At 56.1% G+C, this 26152-nt stretch carries 19 protein-coding genes; 6 read left to right on the plus strand and 13 right to left on the minus strand.

Annotated features, from left to right (window positions below):
• Positions 1 to 24: 24 nt before the first annotated feature.
• The 7 genes from B5F35_RS05145 to B5F35_RS05175 all read right to left on the minus strand — a co-directional run bounded on the left by B5F35_RS05145 (position 25) and on the right by B5F35_RS05175 (position 10298).
• Positions 25 to 1746: a glycoside hydrolase family 13 protein gene (locus B5F35_RS05145; RefSeq protein ID WP_087238728.1), complete on the minus strand. Its 1722-nt coding sequence runs from the start codon at positions 1744 to 1746 to the stop codon at positions 25 to 27.
• Positions 1743 to 3719, minus strand: coding sequence for an amylo-alpha-1,6-glucosidase (locus B5F35_RS05150; RefSeq protein WP_087238730.1), 1977 nt, complete (start codon positions 3717 to 3719; stop codon positions 1743 to 1745). The genes B5F35_RS05145 and B5F35_RS05150 overlap by 4 nt, the downstream gene beginning before the upstream one ends.
• 40 nt (positions 3720 to 3759) lie before the next feature.
• Positions 3760 to 4410 carry an alpha-amylase family protein gene (locus B5F35_RS05155; RefSeq protein ID WP_087238732.1) on the minus strand — a complete coding sequence of 217 codons (651 nt, stop codon included), beginning with the start codon at positions 4408 to 4410 and terminating at the stop codon, positions 3760 to 3762.
• Complete coding sequence (locus B5F35_RS05160) at positions 4407 to 5993, minus strand: glycoside hydrolase family 127 protein (protein ID WP_162611336.1); 1587 nt, start codon at positions 5991 to 5993, stop codon at positions 4407 to 4409. Before B5F35_RS05160 ends, B5F35_RS05155 begins: the two co-directional genes overlap by 4 nt.
• Positions 5994 to 6068: 75 nt before the next feature.
• Positions 6069 to 6872 carry a pyrroline-5-carboxylate reductase gene (gene proC / locus B5F35_RS05165; protein ID WP_087238736.1) on the minus strand — a complete coding sequence of 268 codons (804 nt, stop codon included), beginning with the start codon at positions 6870 to 6872 and terminating at the stop codon, positions 6069 to 6071.
• A gap of 50 nt (positions 6873 to 6922) precedes the next feature.
• Positions 6923 to 9334 (minus strand): trans-4-hydroxy-L-proline dehydratase, encoded by a 2412-nt coding sequence (hypD, locus tag B5F35_RS05170; protein ID WP_087238738.1) that lies wholly within the window; start codon positions 9332 to 9334, stop codon positions 6923 to 6925.
• Positions 9335 to 9392: 58 nt separating this feature from the next.
• Positions 9393 to 10298, minus strand: coding sequence for a glycyl-radical enzyme activating protein (locus B5F35_RS05175; RefSeq protein WP_087238740.1), 906 nt, complete (start codon positions 10296 to 10298; stop codon positions 9393 to 9395).
• Positions 10299 to 10604: 306 nt separating this feature from the next.
• On the opposite strand from B5F35_RS05175, the gene B5F35_RS05180 reads away from it, so the two are divergent.
• On the plus strand, positions 10605 to 11189 hold the full coding sequence (locus B5F35_RS05180; protein WP_087238742.1) for a helix-turn-helix domain-containing protein: 585 nt from the start codon (positions 10605 to 10607) through the stop codon (positions 11187 to 11189).
• 64 nt (positions 11190 to 11253) lie between these two features.
• On the opposite strand, the gene B5F35_RS05185 is transcribed toward B5F35_RS05180, so the two are convergent.
• From B5F35_RS05185 to B5F35_RS05195, 3 genes are all read right to left on the minus strand, one after another.
• Positions 11254 to 12495: an aminopeptidase P N-terminal domain-containing protein gene (locus B5F35_RS05185; protein WP_087238744.1), complete on the minus strand. Its 1242-nt coding sequence runs from the start codon at positions 12493 to 12495 to the stop codon at positions 11254 to 11256.
• Positions 12496 to 12633: 138 nt separating this feature from the next.
• Positions 12634 to 14445: a sensor histidine kinase gene (locus B5F35_RS05190; RefSeq protein ID WP_087238746.1), complete on the minus strand. Its 1812-nt coding sequence runs from the start codon at positions 14443 to 14445 to the stop codon at positions 12634 to 12636.
• Complete coding sequence (locus B5F35_RS05195; RefSeq protein ID WP_087238748.1) at positions 14442 to 15524, minus strand: response regulator transcription factor; 1083 nt, start codon at positions 15522 to 15524, stop codon at positions 14442 to 14444. The genes B5F35_RS05190 and B5F35_RS05195 overlap by 4 nt, the downstream gene beginning before the upstream one ends.
• A 237-nt stretch (positions 15525 to 15761) precedes the next feature.
• On the opposite strand from B5F35_RS05195, the gene B5F35_RS05200 reads away from it, so the two are divergent.
• From B5F35_RS05200 to B5F35_RS05220, 5 genes are all read left to right on the plus strand, one after another.
• The gene (locus B5F35_RS05200) at positions 15762 to 16715 is read left to right on the plus strand and encodes an ABC transporter permease (RefSeq protein WP_242969407.1); all 954 of its coding nucleotides are present in this window, start codon (positions 15762 to 15764) and stop codon (positions 16713 to 16715) included.
• Positions 16716 to 16729: 14 nt separating this feature from the next.
• Positions 16730 to 17662 carry a carbohydrate ABC transporter permease gene (locus B5F35_RS05205; protein ID WP_087238749.1) on the plus strand — a complete coding sequence of 311 codons (933 nt, stop codon included), beginning with the start codon at positions 16730 to 16732 and terminating at the stop codon, positions 17660 to 17662.
• Between the two features lie 89 nt (positions 17663 to 17751).
• A complete protein-coding gene (locus tag B5F35_RS05210; protein WP_087238751.1) occupies positions 17752 to 19353 on the plus strand; it encodes an ABC transporter substrate-binding protein in 1602 nt (533 codons plus the stop codon).
• Positions 19354 to 19422: 69 nt separating this feature from the next.
• Positions 19423 to 20880, plus strand: a complete 1458-nt coding sequence (locus B5F35_RS05215; RefSeq protein WP_087238753.1) for a sulfatase family protein — start codon at positions 19423 to 19425, stop codon at positions 20878 to 20880.
• A gap of 17 nt (positions 20881 to 20897) precedes the next feature.
• The gene (locus B5F35_RS05220) at positions 20898 to 22259 is read left to right on the plus strand and encodes an alpha-L-fucosidase (protein ID WP_087238754.1); all 1362 of its coding nucleotides are present in this window, start codon (positions 20898 to 20900) and stop codon (positions 22257 to 22259) included.
• Positions 22260 to 22347: 88 nt separating this feature from the next.
• Here B5F35_RS05220 and B5F35_RS05225 read toward each other — a convergent pair whose 3' ends face one another.
• From B5F35_RS05225 to B5F35_RS05235, 3 genes are read right to left on the minus strand one after another with little or no spacing between them, the layout of a single operon-like run.
• Complete coding sequence (locus B5F35_RS05225; RefSeq protein ID WP_206424015.1) at positions 22348 to 23703, minus strand: sulfatase family protein; 1356 nt, start codon at positions 23701 to 23703, stop codon at positions 22348 to 22350.
• A 57-nt stretch (positions 23704 to 23760) separates the two neighbouring features.
• Positions 23761 to 25236 carry a sulfatase family protein gene (locus tag B5F35_RS05230; protein WP_087238756.1) on the minus strand — a complete coding sequence of 492 codons (1476 nt, stop codon included), beginning with the start codon at positions 25234 to 25236 and terminating at the stop codon, positions 23761 to 23763.
• A gap of 14 nt (positions 25237 to 25250) precedes the next feature.
• Positions 25251 to 26150, minus strand: a complete 900-nt coding sequence (locus B5F35_RS05235) for a carbohydrate ABC transporter permease (protein WP_087238758.1) — start codon at positions 26148 to 26150, stop codon at positions 25251 to 25253.
• Positions 26151 to 26152: the final 2 nt, after the last annotated feature.

Here is a 26152-nt window from a genome sequence, read left to right on the forward strand (position 1 = left end):
TGTATTCCTCCTTGATACAGCATTTCAGCGCCGGACGCAGACGCCGCCCGGCGCAAGGAAACCATCATGCAGGCCGCGGGAAAAAAGCGCTTCCCGGCCCTGCGCGATCTTCCAGTCCGTGTCTCCCGCGTTCAGCAGAACCTCCACCTCCCCGCGGCGATACCACACAAACCGGCTGTCCGGCTCTGTTTGGATGAAATCCAGTTCCCCGCCCTTCAGGTCCGGCAGGGTGCGGCGCAAATCAATCAGACATTTCACCTGACGGATACGCTCCTTATGTTCCGGCGTTTCCAGTTCGTCCCACGGCATACAGCGGCGGCAGTCCGGGTCATGGCCGCCGGGCAAGCCAATCTCCGTGCCGTAAAACAGGCTGGGGCTGCCGGGAAGGGTCAGAAGCAGGGTGAGCTGCTGGAAAAAGCTGTCCTCGCTTCCCGCGCGCGTGAAGAGCCGATCGGTGTCATGGGAATCCAGCAGGTTAAACAGAACCTCCGTTGTCTGGCTGCGGTAGCGCCCCAGACATTCATACAGGCTCCAACCGAGTTCCCGCGCTGTGCGCTGTGGATGGGAAAAGAAACCGGCCACCGCCTGACGGAACGGATAGTTCATCACCGCGTCATACTCATCGCCCTCCAGCCAAGGGGACGCGTCGTGCCAGATCTCGCCCAAAAGATACACGTCTGAGCGGACCGCCAGCACACGCCGGCGCATCTCCCGCAGAAAATGGTGGGACACCTCGTTCCCGACGTCAAAGCGGATACCGTCCACGCCGTACTCCCTGACCCACCGCTCGCACAGGCCGCAGAAATACTCGATTACCTCCGGATGATTGGTGTTCAGCTTCGGCATCTGATCGGAAAAAGCGAAAGAATAATACCGGCCGTCGCGGGTATCCCGTCTTTCTTCCGGAAGCGGCCAGCGGTTGACCAGGAACCAATCCCAATAAGGGGACGAAGGCCCCTTCTCCACCACGTCCCGCCAAGGAGCGAACAAGGCCCCGCAATGATTGAACACCGCGTCCACCATCACCCGGATCCCGGCGTCGTGTGCCTCCTGGACCAACGCGGCAAACTCCTCGTTGGTGCCGAAGGCCGGATCCACCCGCTCATAGTTTTCCGTATCGTATTTATGGACGGATCCCGCCGCGAAAATAGGCGTCAGATACAGCCCGTTTACACCGAGATCCCGCAGATACCCGAGCTTTTCGCGGATCCCGGCCAGATTCCCGCCGAAGCGCTCCCCGTTTGTCACCGGGCCGGTGCGCCACGGCGTTTCTCCCGGCTCCAATCCAGCGCGGCGGAAGCGGTCGGGAAAAATCTGATACCAGACCGTGCCGCGCACCCACTGGGGCGGGGATGGAATGTCTGAGGGGTTCATCCATGGCTGGTAAAAGGCAGCCGGAGCGCCGTCTTTCTGCTGCTCTTCCGGCGTACAGAAGCCATCCTCACCAAAAAACCATGTTTCGCCATTCTGATGGAGCTCAAAATGATACCGGCACCGCTTGTATGGCGGGCGGATCACCGCCGTCCACCAGCAAACATGCCGCAGGCGCAGCGGCTGGGGAAGCTCCACCCGTTCGCCGTGCCACCGCTCAGCTCCGCCCAGGATCCCAGCCTCGAACGGATCGCCCCAGTGCAGAAAGACTTTTTCCACCTCGGGGTCGGTTTGCAGGCGAATCACCAGTTCATCCTTGTTCCGGGCATAGCTGTAAGGGGCTTGCGCCCGATGGAAAACCGCTGCAAAATTCATCGGTCTTTCCTCACCTTCTCCCCGGTTTCCCACGCCTGCGGGCGTTCGAGTGCTTCATAGACGCGCAGCAGCTCCCCGACGCTCCACGCCTGCGCAAAGCAGCCGCGCGAAGCGGTGGGGTTCTCTCCGTCATAGATCTCGGGAAGCTGTCCGGCGCAGCCCTCGCGAAGCGCGGGAATCAGGGCATCCAGCCACTCCCGGACCTGTTTGACAGCCCTCAATGTATAATTATTTACCTTTAAATAGGACAAGTAAAACGCTCCCAGCGGGAACGGCCACACCGTCCCCTGGTGATACGCGAGATCGCGCTGCTCCTGCTCCCCGCCGTAAGTGGGATGAAAGGACGGATCACATGGAGAGAGCGTGCGCAGCCCCACAGGGGTGTAAAGCTCCCGCAGCACCGTATGCACCACCTGCTTCTCCTGTTCCGCGCTCAGCATGGAAAACGGCATGGACACCGCCCAGATTTGATTGCAGCGGATCTGGACGTCCTCCGGGCCCCCGGAGACCAGGTCTCGCAGCGCTCCCTTTTCCTCCATCCAGAACTCCCGGGCAAAGCTTTCCCGCACCTGCTCCGCAAGGGCGGCGTATTCCTCCCCGCTTTCTTCCATGCGCGGGGCAAGATGTTCCAGAATCCGCAGCGCGTTGTACCAGTAAGCATTGATCTCCACCGGTTTTCCATGGCGCGGGGTCGGCAGAATTTCCCCAATGCGCACATCCATCCAGGTCACCTGATCCAGATCCTGTCCGGCGGCAATCAGGCCGTCGCTGTCCATATGGATCCCGTAGTCCGTTCCATGCCGGTACGACTCCACAATACGCTTCATCACCGGCCAGGCCCGGCGCACAAATTCCCAATCCTCCGTCCTCTGTACATACAGCCAGACGCAGTTGACAAAAAGCAGCGCCGCATCCACCGTGTTATAGAGCGGTTCGTGGCCTCCCTCGGGGAACAGGTTCGGCATCAGCCCGCCGCGCTCGTGCTCCAGGAAGGTTTCCAAAATACTGCGGGCATCCTCGAAACGGCCAGTTGTCAGCGTGCAGCCGGGCAGGGCAATCATGGTGTCGCGTCCCCAATCCTCAAAGAAGGGATAGCCCGCGAGGATCGTCTTGGCCCCGGTGGACTGGCGCTGCACAATGAATGCGTCCGCGCTCACCGCAAGCTGCCGGGCAGCGGGATGATACAGGCCGCTTTGCTTTTCAAGCCGCCGCAGCCGCCTCTGCGCCCCGCGCAGAATCGAGGATGCGGAGGGTACATTTTCTTCCAGCGAATAGACAATCTCCAGCTTGCGCCTTCCTCCGTCGGACAGCGTAAAGCGGATCCGATGGTTGGCCGCCGTAAGCCCCTGTGCGCGCCGTCCGTCACAGACGTCATAATCGTATTGCAGCGTCTGAAAGCGGATCGCCAGAGGTTCGACGCGCCCGTTGGTAAACAGCCGCATCCGCAGGCCCGCGGACTCCACCGCGTGGTCCCGGAATACAAACGGCTGCCCCGGATCGAGATCCCGTCCCTTCGGCACAAATTGCAGCCAGGGCGTTACCGTCAGGGCGCAGGCTGAGCCGGACTCATTTTCCACTTCATAGCGCACAACCAGCGTATTCTGCTCCCAATCCAGCGCAAGCACCTTTTCCACCTGCACGCCCTGCGTCTGATATCGCCACCGGGGCAGGCCGTCCACCTCCACACAGGAGAGATGCTTCCAGCCCTCCTCCTCGGGTGCGTCCGCGAACCGCTGGCTGGACAGATGCACATTGCATCCCTGCACAGTGAGCACCTCTTCCAGCCGGTGAATCAGATTCCACCGTTGGTTTGGCGGAACGGTGCAGGCCATCAGAACCGCGTGATCGTTGCGGCTGGCCCCGCCGATGAGATTCTGCGACGAAAAGCCGCCCAGCCCGTTTGTCAGCAGCCAGCAGCTTTCCTGTCCCCTCACACCGTCTCGAAAATCCTGTTTTCCATAGAGTAAACGCATGTGTGGCTTCCCTTCTCCTTTTATCGCTTATGGCCTGTTTTCAAGCAAGCCCCAAAATCAAAGCACTCCCCGGCGCGGCCTTGGCCTCCTGTACCGGATGCGGGGCGCGCCACCAGAAGCTCTGTTCGCCGTCCGCCAGCAGTTCCCATCTGCCGTCCGGCAGAGGAACGGATACCGCGCGGGAGGAGGCGTTATCGATCAGCAGAATCCGCTTCCAAGGTCCTTCCGGATTATCCAGCTCAACCACCGCACAGCGGGGAGCGGGGATGGACGTGTGCAGCACGCGCTCCCGCGCGCGGGTACTTTTGTCGCACAGGGCGGGGATCTGCTTGCGCAGGGCAATCAGTCCTTTATAATACTCCACCAACTCCCTGTTTTCCCATGCCCTCTGCCAATCCAGCCGGTTCAGCTCAATGGGGGATCGGAAGGTATTGTCCTCCCCCTGCTTGGTTCGCCCGAACTCCTCGCCGGAGAGGAAGAACAGCCGCCCCTGGCAGGTCATACAGATAGCTGCCGCGAGACGGTTCGCCCGCAGGACCTTTTCAGTGCCGTGTTCCCAGTCCAGATTGGGATCGAGTGTGGCCACCAGCTTATCCCAGAGCGTCATATCGTCATGACAGGACAGATACGTAATCACCTGGGAGGGAGCGGCGGCGTGAAAAGCGCCCGTATCTCCGCACCAGGCTGTCACACTTTGCAGGATCCGTTCCTCAAAGTTCCGTCATGAACCGTAAACACATCGCCGTCCTGCGGAGTCAGGCGCACATATCCCTTCTCCTTCTCCGGCTTCAGGGGCTCCCCGTTCCGCTTCACGGAGAAATTCTCTGCGTAAGAGGGAACACGCAGATACAAAGTCATACCGGACGGCCCATGGTAGGTGACGGAAGCGTTTCCTTCCCACGGCATGGAGGATTCGCAGGAGAGCGAAGCCTCCCCCTGTGAGGTGAAAAACTGCGCTTTGTTCCCCACATAGAGATGCTGATATACGGCGTCGCCGTCCTGCGTATACACATATCCGCCCAGTCCGCAGAGTGTGCGGATGACATTGGGCGGACAGCAGGCACAGCCGAACCATTTCACGCGCTCCGGCTCCACCGACTCATGATCCTTGCGGTAACGCGCTACATCCGGCTTGAGCATCAGAGGGTTGACGTAGAAATAATGCTCGCCGTCCTCGGAAATTCCGCTGAGCACATTATTATACAGGGCGCGCTCCATCACGTCCGCATATTTCGCATCGGGATCCAGCTTGAGCATCCGCAGCGCCCACATGGCAAGCCCGATTGCCGCACAGGTTTCCGTATAGCAGGTATCGTTGGGGAGATCGTAGTCGATTGTGAAGCGCTCGCCTTCCCCCTGGGAGCCCACGCCGCCTGTCAGATACATGCGCTTTCCCGTCACATTGTCCCAGAGTGTGTCAAGCGCGGCTTTCAGCGTGGGATCCTGCTTTTCCAGCGCCACATCCGCCGCGCCGGTATAGAAATACATCGCGCGCACCGCATGGCCTTCCGCTGTTTTCTGATCCCGGATCCTGGCGTGCGCCTGGTGGTAATCCGCTTCAAGCCAACGGTTTTCGCGGCTCAGCTCCAGAAAACGCTCCTCCTCCAAAAATGCGGGGCGTGTGCCGCGGTTCTCCACAAAATAATCCGCCAGCTCCAGATATTTCTTCTCCCCGGTCGCATGGTACGCCTTCATCAGCGCCAGTTCAATTTCCTCATGGCCCGGGTAGGAATCCAGCTTGCCTTCTTCGCTGCCGAACACCGAGCGAATCAGCTCCACGTTCTTTTCCATCACCCGCAGAAGGCGATCATCACCCGTGACGGCGCGGTACGCCACGGCTGCCTCCAGCATGTGGCCTGTGCAGTACAGCTCATGGCCGTGGGCAATCTCCTTCCATTTCCGATCCGGCTTTTTCAGGATATAGTGCGTGTCGAGATAACCGTCTGCCTGCTGGGCTTTTTCAATAATACCGATCGCTTCGTCAAGCGCCGCTCGGATCTCGGGACTGTCCTCATAAATCAGGCTGTAGGATGCCGCTTCGATCCACTTGGCCACATCGCTGTCCTGAAATTGATACCCATAGAACTCTCCTTCCTCCATGCCGGCGGCAATTTTAAAGTTGCGAATGGCATGGCTGGGTTCCGCGCCCGGCTCCCGATCGTTGAGCACCCTCCACTGGTAGGGTACGACCTTTTCCACCGCGTTTCGGATCCTTTTGTTCCAGAATCCATCATCCACATGAATCTGGCGGATCCCAATCTCCTTTGCTCCCATTGTTTTCATCCTCCCAACTTTTTATTGGGGAAACCGCACGGCAAATTCCGCGGATTTCCCAAGTGCGGAACTCTGTTACTTCCCGCCCATAGAGCGGGATTTTTCCGCACAGACACGCATAGCCTGCATTACACTGCTGCGCAGGCCGGTTTCTTCCAGCACCTGCACCGCCTCAATGGTTGTACCCGCCGGAGAACAGACCATGTCCTTCAGCTCACCGGGATGCTTTCCCGTTTCCAGCACCATCTTTGCGCTGCCCAGCACCGCCTGCGCGGCAAAGGAGTAGGCCTGCGCGCGCGGCATTCCTTCCGCAACGGCAGCATCCGCCATCGCCTCAATGAAGAGGAACACATACGCAGGCGAACTTCCGCTGACCGCCACCACGGCATCCATGAGCCGTTCGGGAATCTGTTCGGCACGCCCGAAGCTCTCCAACAGCGCCCGGCATGCGGCAAGCTGCGGCTGCGTCACCATCGCGTTCGGGCACATGGCCGTTACACCCTCTCCCACCATAGCGGGCGTGTTGGGCATAGTGCGCACAATCGCGGTTTCTTTTCCCAGATGCTCCTCCAGCCAGGCAAGCGTTTTGCCGGGCGCAATCGTTACAACCAGCTGGTTTTCGTGCAGGCTGCCGCGAATCTCTTCGGCTACCTCCTCATAAAACTGAGGCTTCACGGCCAGCACGAGAATCTCCGTTTTCTCCGCTACCTCGGTGTTGCTCTCCGTAACACAGATGCCGAGCGATTCCGCCGCGGCGCTCCGGGCCGGAGCAAATGCGTCGGAGGCCAGGATTTCCTCCTTTTGGCACACACCGCTGCGGATCACCCCGCCAATCATTGCTTTTGCCATGTTTCCACAGCCTATAAATCCGATTTTCATCGCTGTTCCTCCTTTTTCTGCCGTGCGCCGTTTTCGCGCGCCTTCCCCCATCAGGAGAAGGACTGCTCGGTGCGCGCGATAATTTCGTCCTGCAAAGCCTTGCTCAAATTGCGGAAATGATCGCTGTAGCCCGCAACACGCACAATCAGATCCTTATACTCTTCCGGATGCGCCTGCGCGTCCAGAAGCGTCTGCCGATCAATTACGTTGAACTGGATATGGTGGCCGTCCATATTAAAGTAAGTGCGGATCAGGTTGGCCATCTGCATCAGCCCCGTCTCGCCCGCCACCACGGAAGGCGTGAATTTCTGATTCAGCAGCGTGCCGCCCGTGCGGATATGATCCATCTTCGCGCAGGAACGGAGAACCGCCGTCGGGCCGTGCGTATCGGCTCCCTTCTCCGGGGAAATGCCCTCGCTCACAGGCTTATGCGCCCGCCTTCCGTTCGCGCTCGCCAGCATGACTTCCCCGAAGTACACATGGCAGGTGGTCGGCAGCATATTGATCCGGTAAGAGCCTCCCCGCTGGTTCGGACGGCCCGTGACCGCTTTCTGGTAATAGCCGAACACATCCTGCATGACAGCATCCGCGAAATCGTCGTCGTTGCCGTATTTGGGGGTGAAATTCTGTACCAGGCTGAGGATCTGCGGATCGTTCACAAAGTCCTCCCGCATGGCGCGGAGCAGCTCCTTCATCGGGATGTTTTTCTCCTGGTAAACCTGATACCGGATCGCCGCGAGACAGTCCGTCACCGTGCCAATGCCGACGCCCTGCAAATAGCTGGTATTGTAACGGGCGCCGCCTGCGTTGTAATCCTTGCCCTTTGAAATGCAGTCGTTTGTGATGATCGACAGGAACGGCACCGGCATGTAATTCGCATAAATGCTCTCGATGATATTGCTGCCCTTCATCTTGATGTCCAGGAAGTAATCGATCTGCTTGTGATAGGCATCCAGCAGCTCTTCATAAGAATGAAAATCCTCCGCGCTGCCCAGCGGAAGGCCAAGCTGCCGGTCTGCTACATAATCATACCCGTTATAGAGAGTCAATTCAAGAATTTTCGGCAGATTGAAATAGCCCGTCAGGATATACGCCTCGTTGCCGAAAGCGCCTGTCTCCACGCAGCCGCTCGTTCCGCCGCGGCGGGCATCCTCAATGGACTTTCCCGCCGCCAGAAGCTCCTGCAAAATCGCTTCCGTATTATAAAAAGCGGGCTGCCCCCAGCCCTTGCGGCTGATCTCACAGGCGCGCAGCAGGAATTTCTGCGGCGTTTTGCGGCTGATCTGCACGTTTGAGCTGGGCTGGAGCAGCTTCATATCATCCATGCAGTCGAGAATCAGATAGCTGACCTCATTCACACCGTCGGTGCCGTCCGGTGCGATGCCGCCGGTGTTGATATTGGCGAAATCTGTATAGGTTCCGCTCTCCTTGAGCGTGATGCCGACCTTGGGAGGCGCGGGCTGGTTGTTGAACTTGATCCACAGGCATTCCAGAAGCTCCAGCGCCTGATCCCGCGTAAGCTTTCCCGCGTCCTTATCCGCTTTATAGAAAGGATATACATGCTGATCCAACCGGCCCGGGCTGTAGGAGTCCCAAGGGTTGAGCTCGCTTGTCACAGCCAGATGCACAAACCAGTACATTTGCAGCGCCTGGTGGAACGTTTCCGGCTTATGTGCGGGAACGACTGTGCAGTTTTCCGCGATTGTCAGCAGCTCCGCCTTCCACTGCGGATCCGTCTCCTCCTGCGCCATGCTCCGTGCCAGCTCCGCATAGCGCTGTCCCAGAATCATCACGGCATCGCAGGCAATCGACATGGCGGAAAGTTCTTCTTTCTTGTGAAGCGCTTCCGGATCGCCCATAAAATCAAGCGATTCCATGGCTTTTTGGATCTCTTCCTTGTAATCCGCAAAGCCCTTGTGATAGATCTTTTCTGAGCCTACGGTATGGCCGGGGCCGCGCTGCTCCATAAACTCGGTGAAAATCCCGCACTCATAAGCTGCCTTCCATTCGTCGCTCATACTGTTCAGAATTTTGTGACGGATGGAACGGTTCTCCCAATAGGGAATGATGGTTTCCTCCTGCGTTTTGAGATCCTCAGGCGTGACGGCAAACCGGATCAGTTCCCGCTGATCCATGATCCGCATATCCTCCACCGTGTGGCAGCAAAGCTCCGGGAACGTCGGCGCAGACTGCGGGCCATCGCCCTTTTCGCCGACAATCAGCTCGCCTTTTGGAATGGAAATCGATTTGTTTGCAAAGAAATGCCGGAGGGTAAGCGCGCGAAGCTCCGGAATAGAAACCGTCCCCTCATATTTCTGATATGCTTCTGTTTCCAGCACGGCGCGTTCCATATAAATGCGGGGCTGCGTATTCAAACTTTCCTCCCGCAGACGGCGCACCCTCTCTGTGCACCCGTGCTGTTCCTGAGCCGTACGCCCGCCCTGTTTCTCCTGTACTTCCATTTTCTGTCATCCCTTTCTTCGTTGTTTGCATGTATGCCGGCCGTCCAAACGGACGCATTTATCCTCCAATGACAACCTGGGAATAGCCTGCCTGCCGGAACAGCTCCGCCAGGCTTTCCAGCTTTTCCTGAGATGGAACGCGGAACAGCTCCCCCTGCCCGGAGCGCCCCAGCTTCCGGTATTTCTCCTGCCCGAAGGTGTGGTACGGAAGCAGGTGGATTTTTTCTGCCCGCACCCCCTCCTTCAAAAGTTCCACCACAGGAAGCACATCCTCAGGTTCCGCGTTGATCCCTTCTACAAGGGGGATCCGCAGACGCAGACGCGCCCCGTCCCGGCTCAGGCAGCGGAGATTTTCCAGAATCAGCCGGTTATCGGCCCCTATCCATTTTTTATGTTTTTCCGGATCCATGGCTTTGATATCATAAAGGAAACAATCGGTATATGCCCGGATCGCGTCAAACCGTTCATAAGGAGCCATCCCGCAGGTATCCACAAAAATGGAGATCCCTTCCTCGTGCAGCAGACGGCACAGACGGATTACCTCGTCAAACGGCTCCGCAGTCATCACCTCGCCGCCCGAAAGCGTCACACCGCCTCCCGACTGCTCATAAAACATCAAATCCTTTTTGGCCTCATCCACAATCTGCTCGGGGCTCATCCCCTTTCCCGAGAGCTGGCGCGCTCCCGCCGGACACACCCGGACGCAGACACCGCAGGAAACGCATCTCTCCCGATCCACACGGACGCTGTCCCCCGCCGCTCCCCGCGGACAGGCTGCCGCACACGCACCGCACTGGGTGCATTTTTCCGCATCCCAGAGAAGCTGAGGCTCCGGCTTCTGGCTTTCCGGATTGTGACACCAGGCGCACCGCAGAGGACACCCTTTAAAAAATACAGTGGTACGGATCCCGTCTCCGTCATGGATGCAATACTTCTGGATATTGAAAACAGGCAGGCTGACCATCCTTCCGCCTCCTTATTTCGCTTTTGAATTTTAATTATATAGAAATTATCCTCAATCATATTCATTTTTATGAATACGGTTATAAAAGCATCACGCCGCAATGTCAAGCACTCCTGCGCCTTTCATCCCTGTAATATCAATTTCACCAGAGTCTTATTTCCGTCCACGTCTCAAACGTCATACCTTTCATTTCACTTTTGTGAAATACACATCTTGACTTTCTTCCGGGAAGCCGATATGATTCAAGATACAACATCATTTTCACGGCACCAAAAGACCTGCGTGCCGGAAGGGAGGAGCTGTATTTTGGATACCAATGCAGCCATCGGCACAAAAGTCAAGAATCTGCGCATAGAGAAAAAGATGACGCTCAAGCAGCTGAGCGAGGGAAGCGGCCTGTCCGTGGGATTTCTTTCACAGTTTGAGCGGGGCCTGTCCTCCATCGCGCTGGATTCCCTGGAAAAGCTTTCCCGCATCCTGGAGGTCCCGCTTTCCGAGCTGTTCAAGGATCCCATTCACAGCGAAACAACCGATCCCATTGTTCATGGGGTGGAGCTGGCTTTTACGGAAATCAGCCCTCAGATCTATCAAAGCATTCTTCGTTCCAGTGAAGTTCCCCGACAGATGCTCCCCCGCGTTTTCACCCTTCTTCCGCTGGATTCCATCGAGGAGAACAATATCGAGCTGTACTGCCATGAAGGGGAAGAATTCGTCTATGTGCTGGAAGGAGTTGTCACCTTCTTTTTGGAAAACGCACGCTATCTGCTGTACCCGGGGGATTCCATTCATATCTCCTCCACGCAGCGGCACAACTGGGCTAACCACACCTCACGGAACGCCAAAATTCTGACCATCAACACGCCCAACCCTTTGAACACACAGGAAGGCTAAAAAGCAGAAAACGCCGTCCACGGCACATCCCTTTCAGGGAGTGCAGCGTGGAACGGCGTTTCTTTTATTTCGCCATAGCGGCTTCGATATCCTCCAGCTTTCTTGGGATGGAAGCGGAAAGATTCTCGCATCCGTTCTCCGTCACAAGGCAGTTATCCTCCAGGCGGAATCCGATCCCGCTGTCCTCATCGTAAATGCCGATATCAACGCAGAACACCATGCCGGGTGCGACGGGATGCGTCATATCCACATCGTCGTGCACATCAAAGCCGACATGATGCGCACCGCCGTGCCACATGTACTTCCCAATCTCGTCGTAGGACTGAAGCTTTCCGATCGCCTTGAGCTGTTCAAAGCAATACTTCCGCGCCGTCTGGTCAACGGAAGCCATCGGCATGCCCGGCTTGATTATGGAGAACATGTACTCCGAGGTGCGGTAAGCACACGCATACAAGGCCGCTTGCTCCTTCGTAAACTTTCCGTTGCACGGCCAGCCGCGGGAGACGTCGTTGACCTCATGATCCCAGCAAGCGCCCACATCGTTGAGCACCATATCCCCATCCTGCGCCTGTCCTGTGTAGCTGTAATAATGGATGCAGAAATTGTTCTTTCCCGCTGAGATGATGGACGGGAAGCCCGGAACCAGCACGCCCCGGCTCGTCAGCGCATGGTCAAACTCCGCCTTATATTCATACTCATACATCCCCGGACGGGAGGCTTTCATCATCGCCAGGATTCCGGCCCGCGTCACCGTCATCGCCTGCCGCATTGCCGCAATCTCACACGGCTTCTTGAAGGTGCGCTGGCGGCGAAGCTGAGGCAGCAGGCTACGGATTTGCAGCCCTGGATACCGCCGGGCCGCGCTGTGTGCAAAGCGGTGCGTTTCCCCCGGCTCTTCCTCAGGTGTATGAAGGAACAGATCCAGCCAGAGTGTGTCAAACTCACCGTTTGTAGCCGCGCGGCGGAAATCGTCCTCAAAATTCTCCACACAGCGGATCTCGGTGATACCGGACTGCGCCGCAGCCTCCTCTGCCGTAGGACGGCGGCCTGTCCAGCGCTCCTTCATGGCGTCATGGGGCAGGATATAGAGCCGTTCGGTCGTCACCCCCGCCGTCTTTTGCAGGTACAGGACAAATCCCGCAAAATCCACACCTGTGAGATACAGAAAATTACGGCTGCAAAAGAAGGGATAGTAAGCATCCGCGGACTGGCGGGGAGCATTCCCCGAAAACAGCACGGCCGCGGAATTGTCCGGCAGAAAGTCCAGCAGAGTTTTCCGGTTTGCCTGATAGAATGATGCTTCCATTTCATCGTCCTCTTTTCACTGGAATAAAAAATCAGCTTTACCAAGAGTTTTGTGAAATTGGAATGAAGCAATTTCACTATTATGAAATTATTATAAGATTATTTTGGGAAATGTCAAGACACCTCATGACAGACAAACTCACAAAATACATTCTCCGTGCCCGGATACCGTATGTACCGATCCTGAGGGAATGGTAATTCTCGCCAGCAGCTTTTTTCCTTCATAATTCAGGTACCGCAGTCCGCCGCAGCCCGGATAGCGAAGCTTCAGCCTTTCGTTTACATTGCGGATACCAAAGCCGTGCGTCACCTGCAGATCCACCTCTTGATAGTCCAGGTAAGCGTTCAGCTTTTCCGCGTCCGCTCCCGTCCCCGTATCCGTCACCTCTACCCGAAGCTCTCCGCCTTCCTCATACGCGCGGAGGAATATGGTAATTCCCGCGTCCTGCCGGGTAATCCCGTGCCGCATGGAATTTTCCACAAGCGGCTGCAAGGTAAATTTCGGTATCACAACCTGGTCGGCGGGCAGACCAGGAAGAAGCTCCAGACGGATTTCCTGGCGGAAGCGGAGAACATAGACGGAAATATATTCCCGGATATTATCCAGCTCGGTGCTCACGGTCACCAGGCTGTCCGGCTCGGTGATACTGTACCGCATCAGGTTGGCAATGGAATCCACTGTGGCGGCAATATCGTCCTGCTCCCGCTCAAGTGCCATATAATTGACGGCATTCATTGCATTGAGCATGAAGTGAGGATTGATCTGTGCCTGCAAAGCGCGCAGATCGCTTTCCCTCTTGAGGTTTTCCTTCTCCCGCACCTCCTCAATCAGCGTATTGATGCGCCGGAGCAGGCTGCCAAAGCTGCGGTTGAGCCTCTGGATTTCCAAAGGCCCCCGCACGCAGGCATCATCCCACTGGATGCCTCGCGTATCCTGGATGGCTTCCAGCTTTTTCGTGAACTGCACCACCGGTTTGGAAACTCCCCTCGACAGCACCAGCGACAGGATGATTCCAAGCACCATAAAAACAGCAGAACAAATCAGATAGGGAGACATCATCAGCCAGACCTGATGGCTGATGTCGCGGTAGGGCGTCAGAAAAACCAACTGAAGCCCCCACTGCAGTTCCTGAGAGCTGCACAGATACTGTTCGTTTCCGATCACCATCTGCGAGCTGAGTTTTGTGGGAACAAACGAAACGTCCGACACCGCAAGCTCTTCCAGTTCCTCAGAGCAGTACACCTGCTTGCCCTGATCGTTGAGCAGAAGAAAGCCGCTGTGCTCGGTGACCGGGACAAGGGAAAGCAGCCTGGGGATCTGGGAGATGGGAATGCTTCCCAGCAGAACCCCTACGCCCTCCTTTTGATGCGGGCCGGTATAGGAGCTGTTTTGAAGCTTGCAGGCAAAGCAGAGGCGAGACTGCTCCTCATCCACAAAAATATATTGTCCGCTTCTGCGCTCCAACGCTTTCTGATACCATTCCTCGTCAGCCACCTTCTCCCCGCTGAACACATTGCTGACATTGGCGATCGTGTTATTGGGAAGAAACAGATCGCTGATGGGAAGCTGCGGATTCACATACAGCTCCACCTGAAATCCATTGTTCAAAAGCAGCGACTGTGCGTAAAGCTGAGAGGACAGGCAGTTGTTGAGCGAATACTTCGTATTCAGATCCATCAGCTCATCCTGCCCGATGGATCGGCTCAGCAGGACTCCAAGCTGTTCATCGCTGGTATATTCGTAGGTAAGCTGATCCACCGTCTGCGTAAAAACGCTGCTCAGGCGGACGTTCGCCTGCACAACCGCGGCCTGTGACGTGATCAGATGCTGCGTGATGGAATAACGGAACAGCAGATAGGTTGCGGTGTTAAGCGTCAGAAGGATGGCCGAAATCATGCAGCAGACGATCAGAAACGTGCGCTTTGTGATACTCATCGCCGCGATATTCATAGGCTGTTTTCCTCGCCGATCAGATCGGAAACATTTCCGGCCGCATACAGGTTCCGGTATTCGCTGGGCGTCATGCCCGTATGCTTTTTAAAGAATTTCGCGAAATACTGAGGATTATCGTAGCCGGAAGCAAAGCAGATGTCCCGGATCGCGATGGAAGGATCCCGAAGCAGGGCCTGCGCATGATTCAGCCTCCGGGCGGAAAGATAGCTGCTGATATTCTGTCCCGTCACATTTTTAAACACCGTGCTGAGATACGAAAGGGAGAGATGCAGAGAATCCGCCAGATTGGAGATGTTGAAATTGGAATCCGTATAATTCTCCTGGATTGCCTTTAAACAATACGATACAATAGGATGGGCATATTCTGCCTTCTGCTCCTGTGCATACTCCATCAAATCGTAATACTGCGCGGCCAGGTACGCCAGACGTTCCCTCTGTGTGCTCAGCCTCCAGTATGCCGTCATCGCTTTTTGGCGCATGGCATCCAGAGAAGAGCGATCCTTTCCCAGCTCCTCCTGATAGGAGAACAGATAGTTCAGCAGCTGAATTCCCAATACATCTTTTCGGTCGGACAAGGATCCCGATACCTCATCGCTGATCAGCAGTTCGCCCATTGCGGCCATATCCCCCTTGTGAAGCGCCTCGCTGACACGCATCCGCAGGCTTTCATCCCCGGCGTACCACGGCGGGACATCCGCGCTCAGCTCGCTCTGAATGGCGATCAGCCGCTCCTCCAGGCTGTTGAGCTTGGCCCGGGTGATCGGTTTCAGAATATAGTCTGTGACGTGATATTGGAGCGCGCGCTGGGCGTATTCAAATTCACTGTGCCCGCTGATCAGGATCATGCGGGTATCCGGGCAATTTTCAAACAGATACCGCGATAACTCCAGCCCGTCCACATCCGGCATACAGATATCTGATATCACCACATCGGGCTTTTTCTCCTCGATCAGCTCGATCGCTTCCCGCCCGCTGGCGGCACAGCCTGAAAGCTTTCCGGAAAAACGTTCCCAGTGCAGCATGCGGGAAATCCCCTCCAAAGCCAGGCAATCATCGTCCACAAGAATGATCTTCATGATCTGTAGTTCCCTCCCCAAACAAGAGACTTATATTACCTCAACAAGTCTCAGTATAGCACATTTTACACAAAACGAGGAAATTTTCAAAGGGCTTTTGACTGTTTTTTCTTTTTTTCTCCTGAAAAAAGTACACTCCACTTAAAATTAGTCTCGTTGTGGAACAGACTTTGGACATTTATAATGGAGACAGAAAGAGAAAAGCGAACCAAATGCCGTTCATGAGGAGGGGCCGCAATGAAACAAGCGACAATGCACGCTGGCAGCGTGCGAAAAAAAGACGGTTTCGTCAAAACCTTCAAGAAAAACTTCCCGCTGACCCTGATGGCGCTGCCCGCGCTCGTTGTGATGATTCTGTTCCGGTATCTTCCCATGTCCGGACTTCTGCTTGCTTTTAAACGCTTCAGCGTGCGCAAGGGAATCTTCGGAAGCGAATGGGTTGGCCTGAAGAACTTTGAGTTCCTGTTCCAGACCTCCGACGCCTGGATCATCACCCGAAACACCATCTGCTATAACGCACTGTTTATCTTCCTGGATCTTGTCCTTGCCGTCGCAATGGCCATCGGCCTGAGCGAGCTTCTGAACAAAAGACGCGCCAAGCTGTATCAGACCATCTTTATGGCCCCTTATTTCCTTTCCTGGGTTGTGGTCTCCTTCATGGCCTTCTCCCTGTTCAGCATTGACGACGGCCTGTTCAACCATCTGCTGGCTTACTTCGGCATGGAAGGGGTCGACTGGTATTCGGAACCAAGCAAATGGCCCTTTATCCTGACCTTCTTCCAAATATGGAAAACGATAGGATACTCCACCGTTATGTACATCAGCAGCCTCACCGGCATCTCCAATGATTACTATGAGGCCGCCATCATCGACGGCGCCACCAAATGGCAGCAGATCAAGAGCATCACCCTGCCGTGCCTGCGCCCCATGATGATTGTTCTGACCATTCTTGCCATCGGCCGTATTTTTTACGCGGATTTCGGTCTGTTCTTCCAGCTCCCGCGCGATTCCGGTCCGCTGTATCAGGCCACGCAGGTCATTGACACCTACGTTTACCGTGCTCTGAAGGAAACCGGAAATGTGGGCATGGCCGCCGCGGCCAGCCTGTACCAGTCCATTGTGGGCTTTGTTCTGGTGGTGGGCGCAAACCTGGTAGTCCGCCGCATTGAGCCTGACAGCGCTCTGTTTTAAGGGAGGAGAGAACGATGAAGTATTTCAAAAAGAAAGCGGGCGGATCGGGGGACGATCTTGCCGTCAACCGGATATCCACCAAAACCAATGTGATTCTGAATGTTGTCTTTCTCTTCTGGACTCTTGTCTGTGTCCTGCCGCTGATTCTGGTCGTGATCGTTTCGTTCAGCAGCGAGCAGAGTATTTTCCAGAACGGTTACACCTTCTTCCCGTCTGAATGGAGCCTGGACGCCTACAATTTCTTCTTCAAGCTCGGCGATCAGCTCCTGCGCTCCTACGGCATCACCATTTTTGTGACCGTGGTGGGCACACTGTTCAGCCTGGCCATCACGGCGATGTTCGCCTATGTGCTCAGCCGGAACGACTACGCCTACAACCGCATCTTTACCTTCCTGATGCTGTTCACCATGCTTTTCAACGGCGGTATCGTGGCCACCTACATGGTCAACACACAGCTTTTGAAGCTGGGCGACAGCGTGGGCGCTCTGATTTTCCCCATGTCCCTCAATGCATTCTATGTGATTGTCCTGCGGACCTTCTACAAGGGAATCCCGATGGAAATCATTGAGGCCGCCCGCATTGACGGCGCGGGAGAGTTCAAAACCTTCTTCAGCATCGTGCTGCCGCTCTCCAAGCCCGGCCTTGCCACCATCGGCATGTTCACCACCATCGCCTACTGGAACGACTGGTTCCTCGGCATGCTCTACATTGTGGATCAGAAAAAGTATCCCGTGCAGACGCTGCTCTGGAGCATGCAGAACAGCCTGGAATTCATGAAGCAATCCTCTGCCAACGCTCTGGAATACGCGGAAATGGCCGCGAACGCCCCCACGGACAGCGGACGAATGGCTCTCACCGTGCTGGTTGTCCTTCCCATCCTTCTGGCCTATCCCTTCTTCCAGAAATATTTTGTCAAGGGCCTCACCGTCGGCGGTGTGAAAGGCTGAAATCCCCGGGTTTTCCGCGCCTCACCGGCGCGATGCCAAGATATACCAACATATTGCAAACCATGCAACATTGGATAAGGAGGAGCATTATGAAAAACTTGTACAAACGCGCAGCGGCCCTTGCCTTGGCGGCAACCATGACGGCAGGAGTTCTGGCTGGCTGCAATGGCAGCAACACCACCGCCAGCACCGGCGGCGGAGAGGTATCCACCCCGGCTTCCGGCGATGCCGCTGATCCGGCTTCCCAGCCTTCCTCGGAGCCGCAGGAAATCACCCAGCTGATCTGGTACATGTCCATTAACCCTGTGGCAGCCGACACCGAAAAGGTCATTGAAAAGCTCAACGAGTACACGCGGGAAAAGATTGGCGTGGAGATTGACTACAAGGTCATTGCCAACCCGGACTACAAAGAGAAAATGCCCAACCTGATCAATGCGGGCGAGTACTTCGACATCTGCTTTACCTCCAACTGGACCACCGACTATCTCCAGTTTGTCGGCAAGGATGCTTTCATGGACATCACGGAGCTTCTGCCGCAGTATGCCCAGGATACGTACAAATTTATCCCTGAAGCAATGTGGAACGCTGTGAAGGTCAACGGCTCCATCTATGGCGTCCCCTCCTACAAAGAGATGGGATGGCAGGGCGGCCTTGTCTACAACAGCGACATGGCGGAAGCCTATGGCCTGGACATGACGGCCGTCACCTCTCTGGAAGATTACACGGATGTGCTCAAGACCGTTTCGGAGAAATCCAAAGCGGAAGGCAAGGACGTTGTGGGCGTATCCGGCCTGACCAATGCCTGGCCGATGGCCGCTCCTTATGAGTCTCTGACGGGCACTCCTTCCCTCCCCGCCGCCGGCGCTGTACCGGAGTTCAAGAACTTCGCGGACGTCGCGGATCAGGGCGTCTTTAACCAGTACACCAGCGAAGAATACATGAACTACTGCCAGACCGTGCGCGGCTGGAACCAGAGCGGCTACCTGGGCGGCGACCCGGTCAACTATGACAGCGATACCGCTAACCGCGACAACGATTTCAACAACGGCGCTCTGTTCTCCTACTTCATTCAGTACGCTCCCGGCACGGCCGAGTCCATGAGCGCTTCGAGCGGCCACGGCGTTGGCTTCGCTCCCCTGATGCAGCCTCTGTTTGAAACCCGCAGCGCGATGGGCGGCCTGCTGGCCCTGTCCTCCGCGAGCGAGCATCCGGAAAAGGCTCTGGAATTCATCAACCTGCTGAACACCGATGAGTATGTCGGCACCCTGATCCGTCACGGCATTGAGGGCGAGCACTACACCGCTGTGGGTGAAAACCAGGTGGACAAGACCATGGGCGGCACTCTGACGGACAACGGCTATGACTACACCTATGGCTGGCAGTTCGGCACCCCCTTCAACCAGAAGTGGGATATCAGCTATCCTGAGAACATTGAGGAGCTGTTCATGGATTACAACGAGTCCGCGATCATCTCCCCCAACAACGGCTTCACCTTTGACACGGTTCCCGTAGAGACACAGGTCGCCGCTCTGACCAACACCATTGCGGAATATGCACCTTCTCTGGAAACCGGCTCTGTGGATCCGGCTGACTACATTCCGAAGTTCCTGGAGGCTCTCAACGCCAACGGTGCAGAGGCTCTGATTACAGAAGTCAAGACGCAGCTCGATGCGTTCAATGCATCCAAATAAACCCAACTCAAAAGGCCGGCGGCCCCTTCCGGGCATTGCCGGCCTTTCTTCCACAGGAGGGAAATCCCTATGAACAAACGACCCAATCTCCTCTTTCTGCTCACTGACGATCAAGGGGCCTGGGCAATGCGGTGTGCCGGAAACACCGATATCCACACCCCCAATCTGGATCGTCTGGCTTCCCAGGGCATGCGCTTTGACAATTTCTTCTGCGCCTCCCCTGTATGCAGCCCGGCACGCGCTTCCATCCTGACCGGCCGTATTCCTTCCCAGCACGGTGTGCACGACTGGATCCGCAGCGGCAGCCTGGACAAGCAGGCCTTGGGAGAACACGCTTCCCATCCCTATTTCGCCAGTGAGGACGTTCCCATCCAATATCTGGACGGCCTTGTGACTTACCCGGATCTGCTGGAACAGCAGGGCTACACCTGCGCCCTGTCCGGCAAATGGCATTTGGGCGACAGCATCCATCCCCAGCATGGATTTTCCCACTGGTATACCATTGGGCGGGGCGGATGTCTCTACAAGCAGGCGGATGTGATTGAGAACGGCGAGCTGCATTTTGAAACCCGCTACATCACGGATTTGATCACGGAGCATGCGCTGAACTATCTGGACTCCTTTGCACATCAGGACAACCCCTTCTACATCAGCGTTCATTATACCGCCCCTCACGATCCCTGGGATGAAGATCAGCATCCCGCCGAATATATCGATCTCTACCGTGACTGTGCCTTCACCGCCACGCCGGATGAACCCCCGCACCCCAATCAGATTCCCACCGCCCCCTGCGGAACCGGCGAAGAGCGCAAGCGCCTTCTTCGCGGATACTACGCCGCCATCTCCGCCATGGATGCGGGTGTGGGACGGATTCTGGATCGTCTTGACGAGCTGGGCCTTGCGGAAAACACCCTGGTGATCTTCACCGCGGACAACGGCATGAATATGGGTCACCACGGGATCTGGGGCAAGGGCAACGGCACCTTCCCCTTCAATCTCTTTGACACGGCGGTAAAGGTTCCGTTCATCGCCCGCTGGCCCGGACACATTCTGCAAAACCGGGTTACTTCCAGCATGTGCAGCCACTATGATATCATCCAGACACTCAACGACCTGCTGCATCTGGAAGCCGACCTGCCTGAGGATCTGCCCGGCCGCAGCTTCGCCCCCGTTCTGCTGGAAGGGGAGGACACCGACAATCATGTGGTAATCCTCGACGAATACGGAAACAGCCGCATGGTGCGCAACCGGGAATGGAAGTACATCCACCGCTATCCGTACGGCCCGCATGAGCTGTACCACCTGACGGAGGATCCCGGAGAAACCGAGAACCTTGCGGACAAGGCGGAATATGCCGATATCCAGGCTTCCCTGTGCGACACACTGCAAAAATGGTATGTCACCTATGCGGATCCGGCCGTGGACGGCAGCCGCGAGGCCGTGACCGGCTTCGGACAGATGCGGAGGCCCGGCATCTATGCAAACGGCAGGCCGGTTTATGCGCAGAGCCCCAAATACCAGAAATAAGAAGGGAAGGGAACAGCATGAAACAAAACATTGTCGCCAACGGGATTCACAACTATACCCCTCCGGAGGAATACATCCCGCCCCGCTCTCCCGAGGTGCAAAAGCACCTGGAATGGTTTATGGGGCTTAAACTTGGCTTCATGATGCACTGGGCGCCGGGCTGCCAGCTGGGAACCTATGAAAGCTGGCCGCTGAGCGACGGCGACGCCGCATGGAGCCAGGAGGATTTCACCTGGGCCCCGCGCGAGGAATGCAAACAGCAATATTGGGACGCAAACAAAACCTTCAATCCCGTGAAATTTGACGCGGCTTCCTGGGCGGAGCTTGCGAAGGAATGCGGCTTCCAGTATCTCCTGTTCACCACCAAGCACCATGACGGCTTCTGCATGTACGATACAAAAACCACGGATTACAAAATCACTTCCCCCGACTGCCCCTTCCACACGCACCGCGACGCGGATATCGTCGGCGCGCTCTACCGGGAATTCCGCAGCCGCGGCATGGCTATTTCCACCTACTTTTCCAAACCCGACTGGCACAGCCCGTATTATTGGGCTCCGCAGTTCGGCACGGCTCCCACGCGCAACGTCAATTATGACGTCAACGAGCACCCTGAGCTCTGGGAGCAATATGTACAGTTTGTTCATGAGCAGATTCGGGAGCTGTGCAGCAAGTACGGAAAAATTGACGTGCTCTGGCTCGACGGCGGCTGGGTCCGTCCCGACAACCTGGGGCAGGATATCCGTCTGGGTGAAATCGTGGAGGAGATCCGCTCCACCACACAGCCCCACCTGATCGTCTGTGAGCGCACCTGCGGCGGCGAGTATGAAAACTTCATCACACCGGAAAAAACTGTACCGGACACCGCTTTGCAGGTTCCGTGGGAAACCTGCACCACGATCGGCGAAAAATTCTCCTTCCATTACACAGACACCTTTAAGAGCGGACGGGAGCTGGTGCATCTGCTTCTGGAGGTTGTCAGCAAGGGAGGAAACCTGGCTCTCAACCTGGCTCCCCAGCCCGACGGCCTGCTGCCGGAGCGCGCGGTGCGTTCCCTGCGGGATCTCGGCGCGTGGCTCAAGCTGTTCGGAGACGGAATCTATGGGACGCATATTGTCAGCCCCTATTTTGAAAACCGTCTCTTCTACACACAGAAAGACAACCGTGTTTTTGCCTTCTGCACCTATGAGGAAATCCCGTCGCTTCCCGCAAAGCTGACGGTCCACTGTCCCCTCCCGGTGGAGCATGTGCAGAGCATGCGCACCGGTCAGACAGTAAAATTCCGCCAGAACGGCGACTCCGTTGTGCTGGACGTGTCCGGCCTTGCGATGGGCGGCGCGTTCTACGCTGAGGGCTTTGCTCTTTCCGTCTCCCTGTAAAAACAAACTCCTCCTTATCATAAAAAAGGCCCGTACCGGCCGGATCCACTGCGATCCTGAGCCGGTACGGGCCTTTTGATATGATGATTTATGATTCCCGGATTTCCGGATGCAGCCCTTCCTCTTTTGCAATATAGGACAGAAGGGTTTCCCGCAGGGAATCGCACACCTCACGGTATGCGGGATCCCCGCACAAATTATGCCGCTGATACGGATCGCTGGGAAGGTGATACAGGTATTTCTCCACATAGACCGGGGCATTGGGGAGACAGGTTTCCTCCCGGGAGGAAATGGGAGCCTCCACACAGTAGGTCCATTCCGGTGTGCGCAGCGCCCGCCCGATACAGCTTTCGCTGATCTGGATGAACACCTCCGGATGGATGGGCTCTCCCGGATGCTCAATCAAGCGCTGCATCGGCACGCCCCGCATCTCCTCCGGCTTCGGAATCCCCGCCGCGTACAGGAGTGTGGGAGCAATGTCAATCAGGCTGGTCAGCTCCGTGATCACGCGGCCCCCGTTAAAGATCCCGCCGCGCGCGAGGAACGGGACATGGATGCTGTCATCGTGGCAGGAGCGCTTATATTCGCTGTTTCGGGTGCAGAAGTGCGAGCCGTGATCTGAAGTATAGAATATGATGGTATCCTCATAAATCCCCTGCCGCTTCAGTTCCTCCATCAGTCTGCCCACATTGTCGTCAAGGCTCTTGCAGCAGCCAAGGTAATCGGGAAGCTGCTCTCTCCAATCCCCCTGGGTTCCTTCCAGATCGCCGGGAACGGGGAAATCCCGGAAACGCTCTTTGGAGCCCTCCGGCCCCTCAAAGCAGTTGCGATCGTTCTGATGGTGCGGTTCAATATAGGAAAGGAACAGGAAAAAGGGTTTATCCTTGGGCTTGCGCAGATATTCCAGCGCAAAATCCGTCACCGCGTCGGCGCGGTACCCGGTAAATTCCCGTTTTTTGTTGTCACCGTCGTACAGATAACCGCCATAACCATGCGAGGTATATTCCAGGACATCGGAAGCAATCCAGAAGTCACGGTAGCCGCCCCGATAAGGCTCGGGAATAGCGGTAATTTTATGATCTACGCTGTCCGGGCCAGGGCGGAAGGAACGGTGAGACGCCAGATGCCATTTTCCCACATAGGCCGTTTCATATCCGTATTCATGAAACCAGGAGGCAATCCCCTTTTCGTCAAGAGGCAGCATCCGATCGTTTACCTCACAGCCGATGGAGGTGGGATATTTTCCCGTCTGAATGCACGCCCGCGCCGGTCCGCAGACAGGCTGGCATGTCATCGCGTTCTCAAAACGGGTGCCCTCCGCCGCAAGCTGGTCGAGGTGGGGCGTCAGCTGAAAATGCTTTCCCAGCGGTTCCCCGTAGCAGCTCACCGTATCCCACCGCTGCTGATCGGAAAAAATAAACAGAACATTGGGTTTCGACAACATGATAATCTTCCTCTCTCAAAAATCAGAACCATCGTCTTTTTCTGTTTCATACAAGCCTTAAGCAAACGAAATCTGATCCGGATACCTGTTTTCCGTGCAGAGCATGGCGCTGAGAAGCTGCTCCCGCATCTTTTGCAGGATGGTCTCATAGGCCGGATCTCCCGCCATATTTCGTGTTTCGCGTGGATCCACGGCAAGATCGGTCAGCTCCTCCTCGCCGGTTTGGTATCTGACATATTTATAGCGCTGTGTGACAATGGAACGCGAAGCAACATCCATCGTTCCGAAGCCATTGCGGTATTCCGTCATACACCAGTTCCTCGCTTGTTTTTCGGGATCCAAAAGATGTTCCCTCTGAGACACACCATCCACATAGGACGGAATCGGCACACCAAGCAGCTCACACAGCGTTGGGGCCAGATCCACGGAGGAGAACAGCCCCTCATCCGTGCGCGCCTTCACGCCGGGAACCCGCATCAGCAGCGGCACGCCAACCAGTCCCTCATAGTAGAACGGCCCTTTCAGCCACAGGCCGTGATCGCCCAGCAGTTCGCCGTGATCCGAAGTGAACACCACCACGGTGTCCTCATCGAGCCCCAGTTCTGTCAGCGTATCAAGGATTTTCCCCACATTCTGATCGATAAGGGAGACCATCGCATAGGTATTGCGGATCCGCTCCTTAGACTGCACTTCTCCCAGACCGTCCGGCGTGGTATGTTTCGGCGTTACACCGGTGCGGTGCCACTCGCCTCGGAAATGCTTGCGGTAATGGGCAGGCCGTGTTTCCAAATCCTCCGGCCCGCCGATCGGAGAGGGCAGACCCTCCATGGGAAAGCGCGCGGCGGTCTCCTCCGGCGGATCGAAGGGATGATGCGGATCCGGAAAACTTGCCACAAGGAAAAACGGCTTGTCCGGATCCCGCTTCTCTTTGAGCCAGTTTACGGTACGTTCCCCAACAAAGGTGGAAGGATGCAGACGTTCCGGCAGATGCATGGAAACGCACATCGGATCTCCGGATTCGCTTTCCCCTTCATACATGGCGTCGCTGCCGCCGTTTTGCAGGAACCACTCCCGGTAATGGCCCTTTTCCCGGCTGTGTCCCACCGTAAGCTCCAGATAGTCAAAGCCCCAGTACGGCCCATGGAAGTTATAATGCGCGCAGCCGTCCGACCAGGTGCTCTCGGACTCAGGGCTTTCTCCCGGCGGTGTGGTCCCGTCCGTGGGTGTGAAATGGATTTTTCCGATATTCGCTGTCTGCCATCCGTTTTCCGAAAGATAATGCGGCAGGTTGCAGCCTGTATCGGGAAGCAGAAGGCCGTTTGTATAAACGCCATGGTTATGCGGATAACGGCCGCTGAACAGGCTGTGACGGTTTGGCATACAGATGGGATTCGCCACATAGGCACGCTCGAACTGCACCGCGCTCTGCGCAAACCGATCCAGGCAGGGCGTTTGCGCCCCCGGATTTCCATAACAGCCCAGAGAGTCTCTGCGCTGCTGATCGGTGATCAAAATCAGGACATTCTTCGGCATAGGATCCTCCTCTTTCAGCCTTTGATGGAGCCAATCATAACTCCCTTGACAAAATATTTTTGCAGGAAGGGATACAGGATCAGAACCGGAACACTTGCTACAATAATAATACCATATTTGATGGAAAATGCAATCGTCTCCATCTCCCGGATGGTTTCCGGATCGCTCATTCCATCCGCTGCCAGCGTCTGGCTGCTGATTAGGATATCCCGCAGGATCAGCTGCAGGGGATACAGCTTTTCATCGCTGACATAGATCAGGGCGTTGAAGAACGAGTTCCAGTGTCCCACCGCATAGTACAGCGCGATAACCGCAACGATCGCCTTGGACAGCGGAAGGACGATGGAGAAAAAGAAGCGCGGTGTGGAACAGCCGTCGATATCTGCCGCCTCCTGCAGCTCCACCGGAATGGTCGACTCAAAAAACGTGCGGGAAATAATAAGGTTAAACACCGTAAACGATCCGATGATGATCAGCACATAGCGGGTATTGATCAGATTCAGTCCCTGGACCACCAGATAAGTCGGAATCAGACCTCCCTGGAAATACATGGTGAACACCATGAGCTTTAAAATCAGTCCCCGGCCTGCAAAATCCCGTCTGGAAAGCGCATAGCCGGAAGGGATTGTGATGATCAGGCCGAACAGGGTACCAAAAAAGGTGTAGAAAATGGTGTTTCCATAGCCGGACCAGATACGCCGATCCTGGAAAATCATATTGTAGCTTTTGAAATTCAGGCCCACCGGATACAGCAGCGCCTCGCCGGAGGTGACCGCCGTGGGATCACTGACCGAAGCAATGACCACAAAATAAAGCGGATACAGCACACAAAGGCATCCCAGGATGAGCAGCGTGGTAACGACAATATCAAACACCAGGTCAAAGCGTGTCCTCTTAATTCTGTGCGCAGACATCA

Source organism: Anaeromassilibacillus sp. An200 (assembly GCF_002160025.1).
Lineage (GTDB): Bacteria > Bacillota > Clostridia > Oscillospirales > Acutalibacteraceae > Caccousia > Caccousia stercoris.

Excerpts from the sequence above, each read along its gene's own strand:
- B5F35_RS05145 (WP_087238728.1), bottom strand. The coding sequence starts at position 1,746 with ATGAATTTTGCAGCGGTTTTCCATCGGGCGCAAGCCCCTTACAGCTAT.
- B5F35_RS05150 (WP_087238730.1), bottom strand. The coding sequence starts at position 3,719 with ATGCGTTTACTCTATGGAAAACAGGATTTTCGAGACGGTGTGAGGGGA.
- B5F35_RS05160 (WP_162611336.1), bottom strand. The coding sequence starts at position 5,993 with ATGGGAGCAAAGGAGATTGGGATCCGCCAGATTCATGTGGATGATGGA.
- proC (WP_087238736.1), bottom strand. The coding sequence starts at position 6,872 with ATGAAAATCGGATTTATAGGCTGTGGAAACATGGCAAAAGCAATGATT.
- hypD (WP_087238738.1), bottom strand. The coding sequence starts at position 9,334 with ATGGAAGTACAGGAGAAACAGGGCGGGCGTACGGCTCAGGAACAGCAC.
- B5F35_RS05175 (WP_087238740.1), bottom strand. The coding sequence starts at position 10,298 with ATGGTCAGCCTGCCTGTTTTCAATATCCAGAAGTATTGCATCCATGAC.
- B5F35_RS05185 (WP_087238744.1), bottom strand. The coding sequence starts at position 12,495 with ATGGAAGCATCATTCTATCAGGCAAACCGGAAAACTCTGCTGGACTTT.
- B5F35_RS05190 (WP_087238746.1), bottom strand. The coding sequence starts at position 14,445 with ATGAATATCGCGGCGATGAGTATCACAAAGCGCACGTTTCTGATCGTC.
- B5F35_RS05195 (WP_087238748.1), bottom strand. The coding sequence starts at position 15,524 with ATGAAGATCATTCTTGTGGACGATGATTGCCTGGCTTTGGAGGGGATT.
- B5F35_RS05200 (WP_242969407.1), top strand. The coding sequence starts at position 15,762 with ATGAAACAAGCGACAATGCACGCTGGCAGCGTGCGAAAAAAAGACGGT.
- B5F35_RS05205 (WP_087238749.1), top strand. The coding sequence starts at position 16,730 with ATGAAGTATTTCAAAAAGAAAGCGGGCGGATCGGGGGACGATCTTGCC.
- B5F35_RS05210 (WP_087238751.1), top strand. The coding sequence starts at position 17,752 with ATGAAAAACTTGTACAAACGCGCAGCGGCCCTTGCCTTGGCGGCAACC.
- B5F35_RS05215 (WP_087238753.1), top strand. The coding sequence starts at position 19,423 with ATGAACAAACGACCCAATCTCCTCTTTCTGCTCACTGACGATCAAGGG.
- B5F35_RS05220 (WP_087238754.1), top strand. The coding sequence starts at position 20,898 with ATGAAACAAAACATTGTCGCCAACGGGATTCACAACTATACCCCTCCG.
- B5F35_RS05225 (WP_206424015.1), bottom strand. The coding sequence starts at position 23,703 with ATGTTGTCGAAACCCAATGTTCTGTTTATTTTTTCCGATCAGCAGCGG.
- B5F35_RS05230 (WP_087238756.1), bottom strand. The coding sequence starts at position 25,236 with ATGCCGAAGAATGTCCTGATTTTGATCACCGATCAGCAGCGCAGAGAC.
- B5F35_RS05235 (WP_087238758.1), bottom strand. The coding sequence starts at position 26,150 with ATGTCTGCGCACAGAATTAAGAGGACACGCTTTGACCTGGTGTTTGAT.